The sequence below is a fragment of the Nocardia ignorata NBRC 108230 genome (assembly GCF_001612905.1).
GTDB classification, from domain to species: domain Bacteria; phylum Actinomycetota; class Actinomycetes; order Mycobacteriales; family Mycobacteriaceae; genus Nocardia; species Nocardia ignorata.
The window spans coordinates 42033-57421 of record NZ_BDBI01000051.1; the positions used below are offsets into that span (position 1 = coordinate 42033).

Sequence of the window (15389 nt, forward strand, 5' to 3'; positions counted from 1 at the left end):
GAACCAGCAGCGTCCCCCGATCCGGTGATGACCACCCAGCAGGTGGCACGACGACCGGTGTGGTGGCGCGAGGCGCTCGTCCTCGCGACGGCGTTCCTGCTGTGCCTGTCCGGCGGGATCTTTCACCCCGACAACACCCTCGGATGGCCACCGATCGCCACCTATGCCGTCGCGGGTGTCTCGTGTGCGGCGCTGGTCGTGCGGCATCGGGCGCCCGTAGCCGTGGTCGCGGTAACCACGGTGTGCGGGATGCTGGTCGCCACGTTGGGCCTGCTGTCAACCCCGCTGATCGTCGTGCCCGTCGCGATCGCCGCCTACGCGCTGGCACTGCACACCGAGCTGAGGGTGACGATCGCGGTCCTGCTTCCCGCCGTGGCATTGCTTGTCGCGACTGCCCCGCTTCTCGACGGGCTGTCCTGGCAGGACGCCGGCAGGCTGCTGTCGGTGGCGGCGCTCCCGCTGATCGCCGGGGCGCTCGGCAATGCGACGCAGAGCAGGCGCGCCTACCTGGCCGCCATGGAAGAGCGGGCACTGCGCGCCGAGGAGAGCCGGGAGAGCGAAGCGCGGCGCAGCGTCGCCGAGGAACGGGTGCGCATCGCCCGCGAGCTCCACGATGTCGTCGCACACCAGATCACCCTCGCCAATGCCCAAGCTGTTGTCGCCGCGCACGTGTTCGACTCCCAGCCGGACCAGACCCGCTCGAACCTGAACAACATCATCGAGACCACGAGAAACGCCCTCGACGACCTACGCGCCACGGTCGGACTGCTACGCCAGGCCGGGGACGCGAACACTCCCGCCGAACCGTCACCCGGCCTGGCCCAGCTCCCCCGGCTGCTCGAGTCGTTCGACCGTGCGGGGCTGCGTGTGACGACGGACAACGACGGCACGCCCGTACCGCTACCGCCAGGCGTGGATCTCACCGCCTTCCGGATCATCCAGGAGGCCCTGACCAACGTAGGCAAACACGCCGGAACCAGCCACGCTCGAATCCGCCTGTCCTGGGGCCACGACCTGCTCGGCATCACCGTCGCCGACGAGGGACCCGGCTCGCGAGCAGCGAACAGGCCGAGTTTCACGGGGTCGGACCGGCCATCGGGCTACGGGCTCATCGGTATGCGAGAACGCGCCAAGGCGGTCGGGGGTCAGCTCGTCACCGAAAACAGCCCGGCGGGTGGCTTCATCGTCTCCGCCCACTTGCCACTCACATCGGCGAACACGACCGGCGACACGGAGAACGGTGGTACCCCATGACAATTCGAGTGCTCCTCGCCGACGACCAGGCCCTGCTCCGCCAGGCGTTCCGTACGCTCCTCGACACCGCCGACGACATCACCGTGGTCGGCGAGGCCGCCGACGGCGCACAAGCGGTGCGGCTCACCCGTGAACTGCACCCCGATGTGATCGTCATGGACATCCGGATGCCCGAGACCGACGGCATCACCGCCACCACACAGATCTGCGCGGACCCGCACCTGCGCGACAGCCGGGTCCTCGTCCTGACCACCTATGAGACCGACGAATATGTCGCACAGGCACTCCGCGCGGGTGCGAGCGGCTTCATCGGAAAGGGCATCGGCGCAGCGGAACTGCTCACTGCCGTGCGCACCATCGCAGACGGCGAAACCCTCCTCTCCCCCGCCGCGACGCGAACCTTGATCGCCCGCTTCCTCGCAACCCCACCCGACGACAGCGCTACGCACACCTCCGAGAAACTCGACGTGCTCACCCCGCGAGAACGCGAAATGACGAGGCTTGTCGCACAAGGACTGTCCAACAACGAGATTGCCGAACAGCTGTTCGTCAGCCCGTTCACCGTCCGCGCCCACGTGCAGCGTGCCATGAACAAACTGCACGCTCGCGATCGCGCACAACTCGTCGTCATCGCCCACCAGACCGGACTGGTCAACCACGCCAGCGACGGCGGCCTGCCGTGACCGCCGGTTGCCCGCAACAGGGTCAGGGCTTCGACCGCGGGTCGGGGCGATCCCGAGCGTGCGGGCGATCCGCGCCATGAGCTGAGACATCTTCGACGGGAACGAATTCGGTTACGGCACGGTGAGCGGGCGGACCCGGCCGTTGTGAATCGCCGTTATCTTCCACCCGTTTTCGGTGCACAGCAGCACGATGGTCTGCCGGGAGAGCCGCCGCTTCGGCAGGCGCGAGCGCCACGGCATCAGCACCGAGGCGGTGCCGTACACGATCGCCACATCCGGGGTGATGTAGCGGATGGACTCCAGTTCACCGGTCAGAGCTGATCCCGCCAGGACTCCACGGAGCAGCCGGTCGTGGTTGCGCTGATGCTGTTCACGGCCGATGGCACAGGTTCCGTCGTAGGAAACGTAATCGGAGTCCACGGTGAAGAGCGCGCCGAAGGCTTCGGCGTCATTGGCGGTCCAGGTCTGCTGGAGCTGCTGGAAGACCTCCGCGACGATCATCGACGAGATCGGACAGCAGTTGCGGCTGCTGCAGCGCAGCTTCGACACCTTCGACGAGGCGGTCGCCGCGCACTTGCGGCTCAATCGCACCGATATGCGGTGCCTCGACATCGTGTTGGGCCGCAGACCGCTCTCCGCAGGTGAGCTGAGTTCCGCGCTGCGGCTCAACCCGGCCGCCACCACCACGGTCATCGACCGGCTCGAACGGGCCGGATATGTCTCGCGCGCACAGGATCCGGACAATCGGCGGCGCGTGCTCATCGAGCCGACCGCGGACGCGCGGCGCATGGCGGAGCTCATCTTCGAACCCGTGGGCCGGGCCGGGGCGGCGGCGCTCCGGCGCTACGACAGCGACCAAACGCGCCTCGTTCTCGACTTTCTCGCAACGGCTCTGCGCGTCCATCAGGAGCAGACCGACCTGATTGCCGAACGCACCCGGAACGAAGGGTCCGCATCGAGTTAGTGGCCCAGACCCTCGGCCTGTGAATCCTCGGGCTGCGGATGGCCGGCCGTGGTGGCGAGGATGGTCCGCGCGACCAGTTCGGGATCGTCGATCATGGGGACGTGACCGACGCCCCGGAGGACCCGGAAGTGAGTTTGTGCAGAAAGGCGTAGCCGGGCGATGGGGGTGTTCACCGCGAGCGGCAGCAGGCGATCGTGCTCGGCCCAGGCCACTGTCATGGGGCACGGAAGATCCGGCAGCGGTGCGATGTACTCGTCGGTGCTGAGCAGGTCGGTGGTGACCGGGCATTCGGTCAGATCATGGACGATGTCGAGAGCTTGCGCACTGCTGATGCGATCGCCGCGAGTCGCGATATTGCGCAGTGCGAGCCGCCGGATCAGGGGTGACCACAGGCCGAGCGGCGCCAGGGGCCTGCCGAGACGAGCGGTTGCCGCCTCGCGAGCGATGATCGAGGTCCCGTGAGTCTGACTGGCGCGGCGCGGTTCCCAGAACCCGGCCGGAGACAGGGCACATACACTGCGGGCCCGGCCCCGGCGTGCCAGTTCGATCGCGATCCATCCGCCGAGGGAGTTCCCGGCCAGATGCACCTGGTGAAGGCCGCGGGTATCCAGCAGCGCTTCGATGTCGTCCACGAGATGGCTCACCCGCGTGGGCCGCTGTGTCGGCTTCGGTCCGTCGCGATGGCCGAGCAGCGTGGGGGTGATGACGTGGTGGTGCGGCGCCAACAGCGGCACAACCTCGGCCCAGGCGCGTTCCGACATCGTGAGCCCGTGCAGCAGAACCAGCGGTGGTCGGTCGGCGTTCATGATCGTCCTTTGCGAGGCGCTGATCTCGACGGCGGCGTTCCCTTACCGTCGGTGGCGGTCAGGGGCGTGGTCGGGTGCGGCGCATCGCTTCCAGGCGGTCGAGTAACGCCTCGAGGGCTTCTTCGAACTCGTCGGCCGCGCGGTCGGCCGCCAGGTGGCTCTGCAGGCGGTGCACGTTCGGGTAGTCGGCCAGATCCGAGGATTCGTGCTGCCCGGGCTCGGCGGTGGTGATCGGGCTCAGCTCGACCCCCTTGGTCGCCACCTCGAGCAGGAGGTGGCCCAGCAGGAACGTGGCGAAGGACCGGTAGGCCTGCACCGCCTGACGGTCGTCGAACCCGAAGCCAAGCATGGTGTCGAGGAAGGACTCCATCCAGTTCAGGCTGCGCAACGGCGGACACAGCCAGGGCGCCTGGGGCGGGCTCGATGCCATCAACGGGAACACCTCGGGGTGCTCGATGGCGACGCGGCGCACGCCGTGCGCGAGGCGCTGCAGATAACCCTGCCAGCTGCCGCCCGCACCGTCGGGCTCCATCAGGTTCTGCTCGTAGAGCTGGTCGACGAGGTGATCGACCACCCCGGCCAGCAGATCGTCACGCCCGGACACGTATCGGTACAGGGCCATCGCTTCCACGCCGAGCCAGGAACCGAGGCGGCGCATCGTGAGGTGCCCCAGGCCTTCCTCATCGATCAGCGCGATCGCGGATTCCAGGATCAGCACCCGATCCAGTCGAGGGGCGCGCCGAGCATTTCCGTCGCGTGGACTGTTGTCGCGCAGCTCGGCGCCCGAGTCGATCGTGTCCTCGCTCAGGGCGGAGCTCCTGTCAAAATCCTCGGGCCCTGGTCTTCCAGCACGCCACTATAACCCCAGGATACCGGGATGTTCCGGCTCGACTCAACGTACCCCGTCACGGGGTAGTCGATACACCGGTTTACAAGATAAACCGCCATATGTTTATCTTGTAAACGGCAGCCGTGGCACACCCCCGGAGCCCGAGCGACACGGCTCGAGGCCGCGGCCGGCAGCGCTCAGCAGTATTGACGGCGATCAGAGGTCGCGGGCACGAGCCACTCGGTTCGGGAATTGAGGAGTGACGTGATGGACAAGCCCGCGATGCTGCGGATGGACAGTACGGCGCGGACGACGCCCGGTTACTCCGACCGGCAGTGGGCTGTGCGTGAGGCGGTGCTGAAATGGGCACACAACGAAGACCTTTCCGACAACGCCGGGCGGGCCCTCGGCGCCTTCGTCGTCGGGGCATCGGTCGGTTGGCCGGGCGAGTCCCTCACCGAGAACGAGGTAGTTCGCGCGTCACAGTGGTTGACGAGGATGGGTCTGTTCGACTCCGTCGATCTCGACCCGGCATTCGGTCACCGGACCACGGTCTATCGCCCTCGGATCACCGCCGAAGGAATCCGCGTGGCTCGCGGCCAGGGTGGAGTTCGCGGGATTTCCTGGCCGGGCATGGCGATTCAACCATCCAGTCCGCCGAGCGATCTCACTCCTCCGCCGCAGCAGACCGGGTAGTCGATCCGGTTGTCAGGTCGACGAGAGTCGGACCTTCGCCGTTGCTCGTCCGAAGATCTTCCGCCCCTGACACGTGGCGACGATCGCCACGACCGCTGTCCGCTGCCGAGGATCGACCGACCTCACGGTCCCCGAGAACTCGACGCGCGCTCCGGCGCTGGTCACATAAACCGGGCTGGTGAACCGGACCGCGTACTCGAGGACAGCACCGGGATCACCCAGCCACGAGGTGAGATAACCCGCTCCCAGACCGACGGTCAGCATGCCGTGAGCAACTGGAGCGTCCAGATTCACCGCTCGCGCGGCTTGCGGGTGCCAGTGGATCGGATTCGGATCACCCGCCACACCGGCGTAATTGACCAGATCTCCAAGGGTGAGAGAAAAGACCCGTGGTGGTAGCTTCTCACCCTCCGCGACGGACTCGAAGCGACGCGTTCGGCCCCCGCATGCGCCTTCCGATCTCGGCCGAGGATCAGATCCCTTGCGCATCCGTGAACGGAGTCCAGCACGCGACGGTCTGTCGTGAAAACCCCGCATCACAAGGTCATCGGCCGAATGAGACCTCGGGCCGCCTGCCTGGCCTCGTCCGACGAAACTTGTCCGCGAAGTGATCAGCGGGCAGTCGTACTGGTCTGTGATCTCGGTCTTGAATTCGAAGAGTTCGCTGCCGAAGGCTCCGCGAAACGACTCGAAACTCACATCGCAGGTCAATGCGTCGCCAGCACGAATCGGCTTGTGGTAGTTGACAACCTGGTCGGTCTGCATGATCCGGCTGAGATCGTATCCACCGGCCACCGTGTCGAACATCGCTCGTTGCGCCCGAAACGCGGGAATCGCGAAGAAGGTGAGTGGCGCGATCAGCCCACCGTAACCGAACTCCACGCCGGCGGCTTCCGACCGATGCACCGGATGGCTGTCCTGGACCGCGCGCGCGAATTGCCGGATCTCTTCTCGCCCCACGACATACCGGTCGTCGCAGCGATAGGTGCACCCCACCATGGTCGACGGGTGGAGGGCGACGACCGCCGCTCCCCCGAGCTTCGCGCTGGTCATCACCATAGCGAGCAGAGTAGTGTCCGCTGCCGCGTCGGCGGTGCCACCGGAGCCCGGAGTGTCGACAGCTTTCGGAGCGAATGTGCCGAGGACAGACCCGCCACCATCAGCCGGTCACGAGTCACAGGCCGGCTTCGAGCTCCGCTATTCGCCGACGCTCATCACCGAGCTCCGGCCCATCGGTCCCGATTCCGCTGGCGCGGGCCAACAGTTCCCGCGCCAGCGCCGGATCAGCTTGGCGCACCGCCACATCCGCGCGCACCACCAGCAGCTTGACCAGCTGGACCGCCGTCGGCTCCTCATCGGTGCGGCTCAGAGCCCGGTCGAGAACCTTCACCGCCAGCTCCAGATCCTGCTTGGAATCAGCGAAGAGCGACCCCATGTGGACGGCCCGATCGAATGTCTCCTTCGGCAACGGCCGATGCCGCTGATCGGGGCTGATCGGCTGTGCGACCTGAATGGTGTTCCCACCCGGATCGGTCACCAGGAACTCGCGCACCCCATAGCTCCTGTCCGTCAACGCACCGACCCGCGGCACACCGTGAACGGGCACCGACCCGTACACCGCCCGCAGCCCTTCGGTGAAAACCTCGTACAGGTAATCGACGTCGTCGGTGTCGACCAGGCAACCATGCGTCGAAGACGTGGGATCGAACTTCTTGTCCCCGTAGAAGTTCAGCTCGATATTCCCACGTTTCACGCTCAGAAACTGGTAGGGCACCGTCTGTTCGAACGTGATCTCGAATCCGATCGCGACATAGAAGTCGCCCACCGGCTCGATCGACTGAGCCATCAATCTGGGAATCACCTTTTCGGTCATGCTCTCGAAGCTAAGAGGTTGGCTCGACCGGACGCACATAGAAGTGAGAACGCCGACATTCGCTGGTCATCACCCGTCCGGATCTATCTCCGGGAGCAGGTCAGGCGTTTCGGCCAGCCATCGTTTCGCAATGCCCCAGCCGGGTAGCCGTGCTGTAACGAGCCACGAGGCAGGAGGGAAGGGTCATGACGAGACCGGTACTGGAAGCCCGGCGCCGCGACACGGTCCACCACGGGGACCTGGAAGTCGACTTGGACTCCCTCACACCCGCGAGCACGCGGGTAATGGTGCGCGAATTCCTCGCACCATTACCCGAAACCTCAGCCGCGGACACGATCCAGGTATTCGACGAACTCGCGAGCAACGCCCGCCGCCACGGGCTCCCGCCTCGGCGTGCCCGGCTATCGCTGGACCACGTCCGCGACCGTGTGCGCATCGAAGTAGACGACACCGGCCCCGGTGAACCGCACCCGCGCGCCCCCGACCACACCGGCGGTCTCGGACTTCTCCTGGTCGGCAACCTCGCCGACGCCTGGTCTTGTAGCCGCTACGACGGGCACAAAACCATCCAGGCCGAACTCACCTTCGCCGACGACGTCCGCCCGGCGGCGTGATCATCTGGGCAGCGGGATATCGGCCTTGAAGCGGTCGCCCGGTGGAAGTCCGCGTAGTACGGCGCTGGTCCAGGCCACCGCCGGTGGCCAGCCGGCCGTGGCGTTGACGAGGTGTTCGGGCAGGGGCATGGTGTAGAACCGCAAGTCGGCGCCGCGGTCCCAGTAGTCCTGGACCGTCGGTAGAACGACGTCGGCGGGGATCAGTTCGTCCCAGATGCCGTGCCACCAGAAAATCGGGCTGTCCGGAATGTGGTGGCCGAGACTCTGTTCCGCGAGAATCCGCATGACCTCGGGGGTGGTGTCGAGCGATTTTCCCGGCTTGAAGTAGGCACTGATCGGCCGGTACGCGCCGGCCGCCGCGATCGTGTAAACACAGCGCTTACCCATGTCCGCGACAATCGCTTGACCCCCCGGGGTCAGCAGCTCCTCGGCGTCGAACGCCTCGGGGAATTCCCGTGACAGCGCGGCGAATCCGAGCCACATGGTGAAGTTGCTGATACCGGTGAGCCCGGGCTGCGCCGCCACGGCGAAGCGGGCCTGGGCCTGCAGATCGGCAGGGAAGCCGCCGACCGCGGTGCCGAGCAGTCGCACGTCGGGCGCGTAGGTCCGGCGCAGTTCGGCGGCGCGGATCGACCCCGAGCCACCACCGGAGTAGCCGTAGAGCGCGATGCCGGAATCGGCCAGCCCCAGCGCCGAATTCTTCATGGCGCGAAGGCTGTCGAGCACCATCTTGCCTTCGTCGTAGGTGTTGAAGGTGTTGAACTTGCCGTCGAAGTCCGGGACATTGATCGCGAAACCCTGGGCCAGCCAATAGACCGCGAGCGCGGCTTCTTTCATCGTCCCGGTCCGCAAGGTGTAGGACGGATTGCACGACGAGTCGGTCGAGTCGATCGCCTCCTGGAACGACAGCACCGGACGCGGGCTGCCCGACCAGGGAATGCCGGGAATGATCACCGAAGTTGCCGTGGCGATCGGATTGTCGTGCACATCGTTGCTGCGGTACAGCAGCTGTTCGGTGTGGACGGGGAAGGGCAGACCGAGCAGCCGGGTCTGCACCGTGCGGGAACGGATGATCTGCCCTGGGGCGTAGGAACTCAGGTCCGCCGGGTCGTCGTACCACGGGTCCTCAGCGGGGACCGGAATCGGCAACAGATCGTAGAGCTGGGGCTCGGTGGGCAATTGCGGCAGCTGATTCTGATCCGGCGGAAAGCTCGGATACGGATCGGCCGCGGCGACCGTGGTGCCCGATACCGCCAGACACATCGCTGCCAGCGGGGCCACCGCCCATCTCCGCGCAACTCTCGGGTTCTTCATCGAATCCTCACTTCGGTAGGTGACGCCGATTACAACACGCCACCTTGTTGTTAACAAGAGTTCTTGTTTCAATTTCGCATTCGATACGCTGATCTGCGTGACATCGATCGAAAAGCGGCCACGGCGAATCCAGGGCCTCGACGCCGAGCAGCGCCGAGCCCGCAGGCGCGAGCAGATCCTGCACGCCGCGTTCGAGCTGATCGCCGCCAACGGATACCCCAACACCTCCATCGAGCAGATCTGCCAGACCGCGCTGGTCGGCAACAAGGCGTTCTACGAGTTGTTCGACAGCAAGGAGGCCTGCTACCTCGCCCTGCTGCAGCAGGTCAGTGAGCGATTGCAAGCCGACGTCGCCGCCGCGCTCGCTCGCGCGCAGGGCGATCGCGATGCCGTCGTCGTCGAGACCCTCAGCGCCTTCGCCCACGCGCTGGTCGACGACCCCCGCGTCGCCATCGTCACCTTCGGCGAGGCGAGCGCCATCTCGGCCACGGTCGAACAGCAGCGCCGCACCAACCGGAGATGGGCGGCCGAGTTCCTCGAAACACTGTGGCGCGATTACGGATTCGTGCCGGAGACCGGTTCGCGCGTCGACCTGCACGCCCTGGCTGTCGCCACCATCGGCGGGCTGTTCGACACGGTCTCGGACTGGCTGCACCACACCACCCGCGGCACCTCGGGTGACATCGACACCCTCATCCGCGACCTCACGGCATTCACCCAGATCGTCCACCTCGGCCTGGGCGCAGCCGCGCGGACACCCGACTCGAACAAGTAAGAGCGATCCGGGGTTATCGACCTTCGGCACCCAACTCAGGTGGCGCGCACCGCACGCACGATGCGCACCTACGGCCCGATCGCCGGTGGCGTACGCAGCTCCGCGCAACGGACGCCGGACCGGATCGCGATCATCGACGGCGACCGGCGGATCAGCTATCGCGAACTCGACGAGCGCACCGATGCCATCGCCGCCCGCTGGTACCGGGACGGGCTCAGCGCCGACCACACCATCGGCGTCCTCTACCCGGACGGTGCGGCACTGGTCGAAACCATGATCGCCGCAGGCAAACTCGGAGCGCGGCTGGTCCTGCTCAGCACCGGTTTCGGCGCCACCCAACTCACCGACGTGCTCGCCCGTGAACAGGTCGACGCACTCGTCGCCGATCCGAGCCTGCCCGTGGCGGCCACTCCCCTACCCGACACCATCACCGTGCTCACCCTCGATGGCAGCCTCGATGCGCAACGGCCACCGGCGCCGACCCGGCAGGGCGGGTTCGTCCTGCTCACCGGCGGCACGACCGGAACACCCAAGGGTGCGCCACGCCGGGTCGAATCCCCCTTGGCGGCAGCGCAATTCGTCGACCGGGTACCGCTGCGACGTGAGCAGACCGTGCTGTTGTGCGCGCCGTTGTTCCACGGAACCGCCCTGTCACAGTTCATCCTGTCGCTCAACCTCGGTTCCACGATCGTGCTGCACTGCGAATTCCACGCCGCTCGCGCGCTCGCCCAGATCGCCGAACATCGCGCGGATATGGTCGTGCTGGTTCCGACCATGCTGCGGCGCATACTCGATCTGAGCCCAGAAGTACTGGCACACACCGACACCACCTCGCTGCGCATCGTGTTCACCGCGGGCGCGGCGCTCCCCTCGGCGCTCGGCAACAGGGCGATCCAGACTTTCGGACCCGTGCTCTACAACTTCTACGGCTGCACCGAAACCGGCACCGCCACCATCGCGACCCCACAGGACTGGACAGCCGCACCCGGCACCGTCGGCAAGGCCCCGGTCGGCATCACCGTCGCGCTCTACCACGCCGACGGCACCCGCATCACCGAACCCGATGTGGTCGGGACCGTCTACGTCGGCAACTCTATCGCCTTCGCCGGATATTCCGGCGGCGGCTCCAAGCGGATCCGCGACGGCCTGATGAGCACCGGCGACCTCGGCCACTTCGATTCCGGCGGAAGGCTTTTCATCGAAGGACGTGACGACGACATGATCGTTTCCGGCGGCGACCTCGACGCCGACACAGTCCGCACCTACGTGAAAACCCACCTCGCCCGCTTCAAAGCCCCCCGCGACGTCGTCTTCCTCGACGACCTCCCCCGCACCCCCACCGGCAAGATCGACCGCCGCACCCTCCTCACCCTGACCTGACCACCGCCGCGGGCAACGACCTTGTGGTCGGCCCGCGGCGTGGTCGGGTATCAGCTTTCGATGGCGGCGTGGAAGGCGACGGTGTCGAAGATGTCTTCCATTCGGGTGGCTCTGCCTTCGCGCATGGTCCAGGAATGCAGGAAGGGCAAGGTGGTCGAGGTTCCGGTGCGGGCAATGACCTGGCGTGTGCCCAGGACGATGACGCGGTCGTTCTGTTCGATGAACTCGACCGGATCGAGCACCATGCCGCCGAGCACCGACGGGACGCGAGCGAGGAACTCCTTGATCCCGTCGTGGCCGATCTTGGTTCCGCCCAGGCCGTATTTCTGCATGCCGTCGGGGTGCACCCATTCGACGTCGTCGTGCATAGCGGAGAGGATCTTGCCGACATCGCGGGTCGCGAAACCCTCGTACGCGGTGCGGATTACCGCGATGTTCGGGGTCGTCACCTGAGTGTGGTTCATCGCGGCGTCACCTCACGGACGTGCGCGGGGTGGTGCGCGGCGAGGGTGCGCCGGATTCCCTCGCGCCAGTCGACGGTGCAGGGGCCGGTGATGGAGCGGCGCATTTCGGGATCGAACTGGTAGGTCTCGCGGGTGACCTCGGACGGGACGAGCTGCGCCTCGATGCCACTGAGTTCTTCGAGGTAACGGACACAATCGGTGATCCCGACCGACTCGTCACCACCCCAGTTGACCACCCGGGCGGGTACCGACGCCGCGTTCCACAGCGCGGGAACCTGGGCGACGAGGTCGTCGGTGTAGAGCAGCGAACACCAGTTCTGGCCCTCGAGTGGAACCGGAATCGGTTCGCCTGCCAGCATCCGCTTGAAGTACAGCATGGGCACCCCACCGTATCCGCCGGGACCGTAGGCGATATTGAGCCGGGCGATCGTGGTCGGCAGTTCGAGTGTGTTCGCCAACGCTCGCACGGTGCCTTCGGCCGCGATCTTGCCGACCGGGTAGGTGGGCAGCCAGTCGGCGACACCGTCGATCGGGTCGGATTCGCGATAGGCGTGGTCGAGGGTCTGCCGTTTGTACAGCGCGCCGGTCGACACGAACAGAAACGCCTCGGCGGTGCGGCAGTGGGTCATCAGCCGCGCGCACGCGGTGGAGTTGACGGTGAGCGCGTCCTCGAAATCGGTGCCGTCACCGCGGTGGACCGCCGAGTGCAGCACGTGGGTGAAATCGGTCGGCAGCTGCGCGTAACCCGCGGCCGTCGTGTCGTTCATGTCCCAGTGCCGGGTGGTCACGCCGGCGGCGCGCAGTTCGTCCTCGACACCCGGTGTGCCGAAGCGGCCGAGGCACCAGACCTCGTTGTGGGCGGCGAGCGCCTCGGCGACCGGTCTGGCGACCTGCCCCGTGCCGCCGGTGATCAGAATCTTCTTGCCCTGCAACGTATTTCTCCCTATCGGTCGGCGTCGGCCTGTGCCAGCGCGCGGTCGAGTTCTTTGCGCAGAATGGACTGGAACGCGGTGACGTGCCGTGGTCCCATCAATGTGTAGTGCTCACCGGGCACATCGATGTAGCGGTTCGCCTCGGTGGTGAATTCGTCCCACCGGCGCAGTTCGTTGTCGATCCAGTCCTGTTTGGTGCCGCGCAACGGGACCGCGCAGAACACACTCATCGAGCGAACGGCACCGCTCGGCGTGTAGGTACGGCCGAGGCCGGTGAGCCCGTCGGCGAGTTCGGCCCAGGCCGTGAACTTCGTCAGATCCAGGTCGAGTTCGGCGACGCGGTCGGGCGGGGCCAGTTCGATCAGGCGAGCGAGCTGGCCCCCCTTGGACAGCGCTCGCAATTCGGCGGGCAGTTCGACGGCCTGCCGCTTGGTGATCAGGTCGAGGAACATCGCGAGATTCGTCGCGGTCTCGGTGAAATCGAGCTCGTCCATGCGGTATTTGATGTGCGGTGGCAGGTTGAAGCTGCCGAGGAAATCGACCCGTTCACCCTCGGCTTCGAGCCGCTTGGCGATCTCGAACGCCACCGCGGCGCCGAAGGAGTAACCGGCCAGGGCATACGGACCATGCGGTTGCCGCCGTCGGATGGCGCTCGTATAGACATCGACCATCTCGTCGAACGTGTGGAACGGCTCCTCCCCCTTGTTGAAACCGCGGGCGCGCAGCGCGTAGAACGGACGGTCTCCGACGAAGTACTTGGCCAGATTGACAAACACCAGCACCTCGCCTACACCGGGGTGCACACAGAACAGCGGCGTCTTCGTACCGCTGGTCTGCAACCCCACGATCGGATCGTAACGGCGCGGCCCGCCACCGCCCCCGTCCACGACAGCTGCCAGCTCCCGCACCGAGGGTGCGGTGAGGATGGCGATGATCGGCAGATCCGCCACCCCGAAGCGGCGCGCGATCTGTTGCTGCAGCCGAAGGATGTCCAGCGAGGTGCCGCCGAGGTCGAAAAAGCTGGCCGTGGCGCTGATTTCGGTTGCCGGAACATCGAACAGCTCCGCGTAGACATCGGTCAGGATCGACTCGGTACCCCCCTGCGGTGCCGAGTATCCACCGAGCTGGCGGGTCGTGAGTGCCGCGGTGTCGGCGATGACATGGTCGTAGCCACCTGATTCGAGCTGTTGGCGCATGCGCGGCCGCAAGGTCTTGCCCAGGCTCGTCTTCGGGAAGTCCGCTTTGCTCAGGGGCAGAATGAATCCGGGGCGGAACCCGCACAGCAACACCACCGTGGAACGGACGGCCGTCAGTAGGCGATGCAGGTCGGCTTCGTCGGCGGTCTCGGCGTGCAGGGCGATCACGAGCTGTTCGGTGTCACTGCCGGGGCGACGCGTCGGGAACGCGGCCACATAGCCACGGGCGATGCCGTCGAGTTCTTCGACGGCCGTTTCGATCTCGTGGCTGAAGTAGTTCACGCCGTTGACGATGATGCTGTCCTTGCTGCGGCCGACCAGCGTGAGCCTGCCGTCTGTCACCCGGCCGAGGTCGCCCGTGCGGAACCAGCCGTCGGCGGTGAACGCCGCGCGGGTGGCCTCGTCGTTGTTGAAGTAGCCGCGGGTGACCATGGGGCCACGCAGCTGCACCTCCCCGGCGGCACCCGCGGGTAACGATCGCCCCTCCTGGTCGGCGACCCGCAGCCGTAATCCGGGCACCGGATGTCCGACGGCTGCGAACTCCTGCCCGGCGTCGGCGTTCGGGAAGTCGCGATTGTAGATGCTTCCCGCGCAGGTCTCGGTCATCCCGAACGCCGGCCACAGCGCGGTCTCGCGCAGACCGTAGGCGGCGAAAATGTCGAGGAACCGTGTCCCGGTCGCGACGACATTGGCTTCGCCGCCGCTCACGATATGCCGCAGACAGCTCAGTTCGAGACGGGCGCCGTCGATTTCGGGTTCGAACAGCGTATTCAGTTGCCCGAGCAGGAAATTGGGTGTGAAGGTCATGCTCACCCGATGGCGGGAGATGATCCGCAGGAATTCCATCGGATCGTCGGCGACCACCTCACTCGGCGCATGGATCTGTCGCGCACCGCAATACAGCGGCAGCAGATGCGTTTCGAGCAGAGCCGCGACGTGATCGAACGAGATCCAATTGAAGGTGATGTCGTCGGGATTCAGGTGCTGTACCGCGGCTTTGGCCGCCATGGAGCCGAGCAGATTGCCGTGGGTGAGTGCCACCGCTTTGGCGTTTCCGGTGGATCCGGAGGTGAGTACCAGCAGCGCGAGGTCGTCGGCGGAGGCGAGGTACGGAGTGGGCTCGTGTTCGCCGGTGCGCAACGATTCCAGCGTCACCGTCGCCAATCCGGGAACCGCCGGCATGGTGTCGTCGATCGACTGTGACGTCACGACGAGTGGGCGTTCCAGCAATTCGTCGACATGACGCAACGCGCTCGCCCAGCGCGCCGGATCGGCGGGCTGGGCGACCATCGGGCACGGCACGAATCCGCCGAGGAAACACGCCCACAGCACGGTGACGAAGTCTTCGTGATCATCGAGCAGGAGAGCGACTTTCGACTGCGGACGCACCCCGCGGTCGCGCAACGCACCGGTGAGCGACAGGGCCTCGTCGAGCAGTTGGGGGTACGAACGGTGCACCCGCACGGTCGGTCCGTCGCCGGTGCGCTGCAGGTAGGTCGTGCCGCTCGTGGGGTGGTGCCGGGCGGCGTGCAACAGAATCTGAGCCACCGACCCGGCGTCGTTGACCGCGTGTGGTACAGGAATGGTCGAAATATTCGATGTAGCAGTC

At 66.3% G+C, this 15389-nt stretch carries 16 protein-coding genes; 7 read left to right on the forward strand and 9 right to left on the reverse strand.

Annotation, left to right across the window (positions count from 1 at the left end; translation table 11 throughout):
- Positions 1-27 precede the first annotated feature (27 nt).
- Complete coding sequence (locus tag NI2_RS31430) at positions 28-1254, forward strand: sensor histidine kinase (protein WP_067498658.1); 1227 nt, start codon at positions 28-30, stop codon at positions 1252-1254.
- The gene (locus tag NI2_RS31435) at positions 1251-1937 is read left to right on the forward strand and encodes a response regulator transcription factor (protein ID WP_067498660.1); all 687 of its coding nucleotides are present in this window, start codon (positions 1251-1253) and stop codon (positions 1935-1937) included. The genes NI2_RS31430 and NI2_RS31435 overlap by 4 nt, the downstream gene beginning before the upstream one ends.
- Before the next feature lie 111 nt (positions 1938-2048).
- Here NI2_RS31435 and NI2_RS31440 read toward each other — a convergent pair whose 3' ends face one another.
- Positions 2049-2438 (reverse strand): SgcJ/EcaC family oxidoreductase, encoded by a 390-nt coding sequence (locus NI2_RS31440; RefSeq protein WP_133734097.1) that lies wholly within the window; start codon positions 2436-2438, stop codon positions 2049-2051.
- 19 nt (positions 2439-2457) lie between these two features.
- Here NI2_RS31440 and NI2_RS31445 point away from each other — a divergent pair, with 19 nt between their 5' ends.
- On the forward strand, positions 2458-2901 hold the full coding sequence (locus NI2_RS31445; RefSeq protein WP_243749977.1) for a MarR family transcriptional regulator: 444 nt from the start codon (positions 2458-2460) through the stop codon (positions 2899-2901).
- Here NI2_RS31445 and NI2_RS31450 read toward each other — a convergent pair.
- A complete protein-coding gene (locus NI2_RS31450) occupies positions 2898-3707 on the reverse strand; it encodes an alpha/beta fold hydrolase (RefSeq protein ID WP_067498662.1) in 810 nt (269 codons plus the stop codon). The two genes, NI2_RS31445 and NI2_RS31450, sit on opposite strands and share 4 nt — an antisense overlap.
- Before the next feature lie 58 nt (positions 3708-3765).
- A complete protein-coding gene (locus tag NI2_RS31455) occupies positions 3766-4500 on the reverse strand; it encodes a TetR/AcrR family transcriptional regulator (RefSeq protein WP_371852026.1) in 735 nt (244 codons plus the stop codon).
- Between the two features lie 303 nt (positions 4501-4803).
- Here NI2_RS31455 and NI2_RS31460 point away from each other — a divergent pair, with 303 nt between their 5' ends.
- Positions 4804-5232: a hypothetical protein gene (locus tag NI2_RS31460; protein ID WP_067498666.1), complete on the forward strand. Its 429-nt coding sequence runs from the start codon at positions 4804-4806 to the stop codon at positions 5230-5232.
- A 12-nt stretch (positions 5233-5244) separates the two neighbouring features.
- Here NI2_RS31460 and NI2_RS31465 read toward each other — a convergent pair whose 3' ends face one another.
- Entirely contained in the window at positions 5245-6291 is a 1047-nt protein-coding gene (locus NI2_RS31465; protein WP_243749978.1) for a fused (3R)-hydroxyacyl-ACP dehydratase subunits HadA/HadB, read from the reverse strand.
- A 115-nt stretch (positions 6292-6406) separates the two neighbouring features.
- Entirely contained in the window at positions 6407-7144 is a 738-nt protein-coding gene (locus NI2_RS31470) for a DUF8817 family protein (RefSeq protein WP_255284054.1), read from the reverse strand.
- A gap of 146 nt (positions 7145-7290) precedes the next feature.
- Between NI2_RS31470 and NI2_RS31475 the strand changes: the two genes are divergently transcribed.
- Entirely contained in the window at positions 7291-7719 is a 429-nt protein-coding gene (locus NI2_RS31475; RefSeq protein ID WP_084477054.1) for an ATP-binding protein, read from the forward strand.
- Here NI2_RS31475 and NI2_RS31480 read toward each other — a convergent pair whose 3' ends face one another.
- Positions 7720-8982: a lipase family protein gene (locus NI2_RS31480; protein ID WP_067498697.1), complete on the reverse strand. Its 1263-nt coding sequence runs from the start codon at positions 8980-8982 to the stop codon at positions 7720-7722. It abuts the gene before it with no gap.
- Positions 8983-9130: 148 nt separating this feature from the next.
- On the opposite strand from NI2_RS31480, the gene NI2_RS31485 reads away from it, so the two are divergent.
- Positions 9131-9808, forward strand: a complete 678-nt coding sequence (locus NI2_RS31485) for a TetR/AcrR family transcriptional regulator (protein WP_243749979.1) — start codon at positions 9131-9133, stop codon at positions 9806-9808.
- Between the two features lie 39 nt (positions 9809-9847).
- Positions 9848-11188 carry an AMP-binding protein gene (locus tag NI2_RS31490; protein WP_307658605.1) on the forward strand — a complete coding sequence of 447 codons (1341 nt, stop codon included), beginning with the start codon at positions 9848-9850 and terminating at the stop codon, positions 11186-11188.
- 50 nt (positions 11189-11238) lie between these two features.
- Here NI2_RS31490 and NI2_RS31495 read toward each other — a convergent pair whose 3' ends face one another.
- The 3 genes from NI2_RS31495 to NI2_RS31505 all read right to left on the reverse strand — a co-directional run.
- Positions 11239-11652, reverse strand: coding sequence for a nuclear transport factor 2 family protein (locus NI2_RS31495; protein WP_174552259.1), 414 nt, complete (start codon positions 11650-11652; stop codon positions 11239-11241).
- Positions 11649-12584, reverse strand: coding sequence for an NAD-dependent epimerase/dehydratase family protein (locus NI2_RS31500; protein WP_084477058.1), 936 nt, complete (start codon positions 12582-12584; stop codon positions 11649-11651). The genes NI2_RS31495 and NI2_RS31500 overlap by 4 nt, the downstream gene beginning before the upstream one ends.
- 11 nt (positions 12585-12595) lie before the next feature.
- Positions 12596-15389, reverse strand: a 2794-nt coding sequence (locus tag NI2_RS31505; protein ID WP_218018537.1) for a non-ribosomal peptide synthetase, incomplete at its 5' end; no start/stop codon positions are given.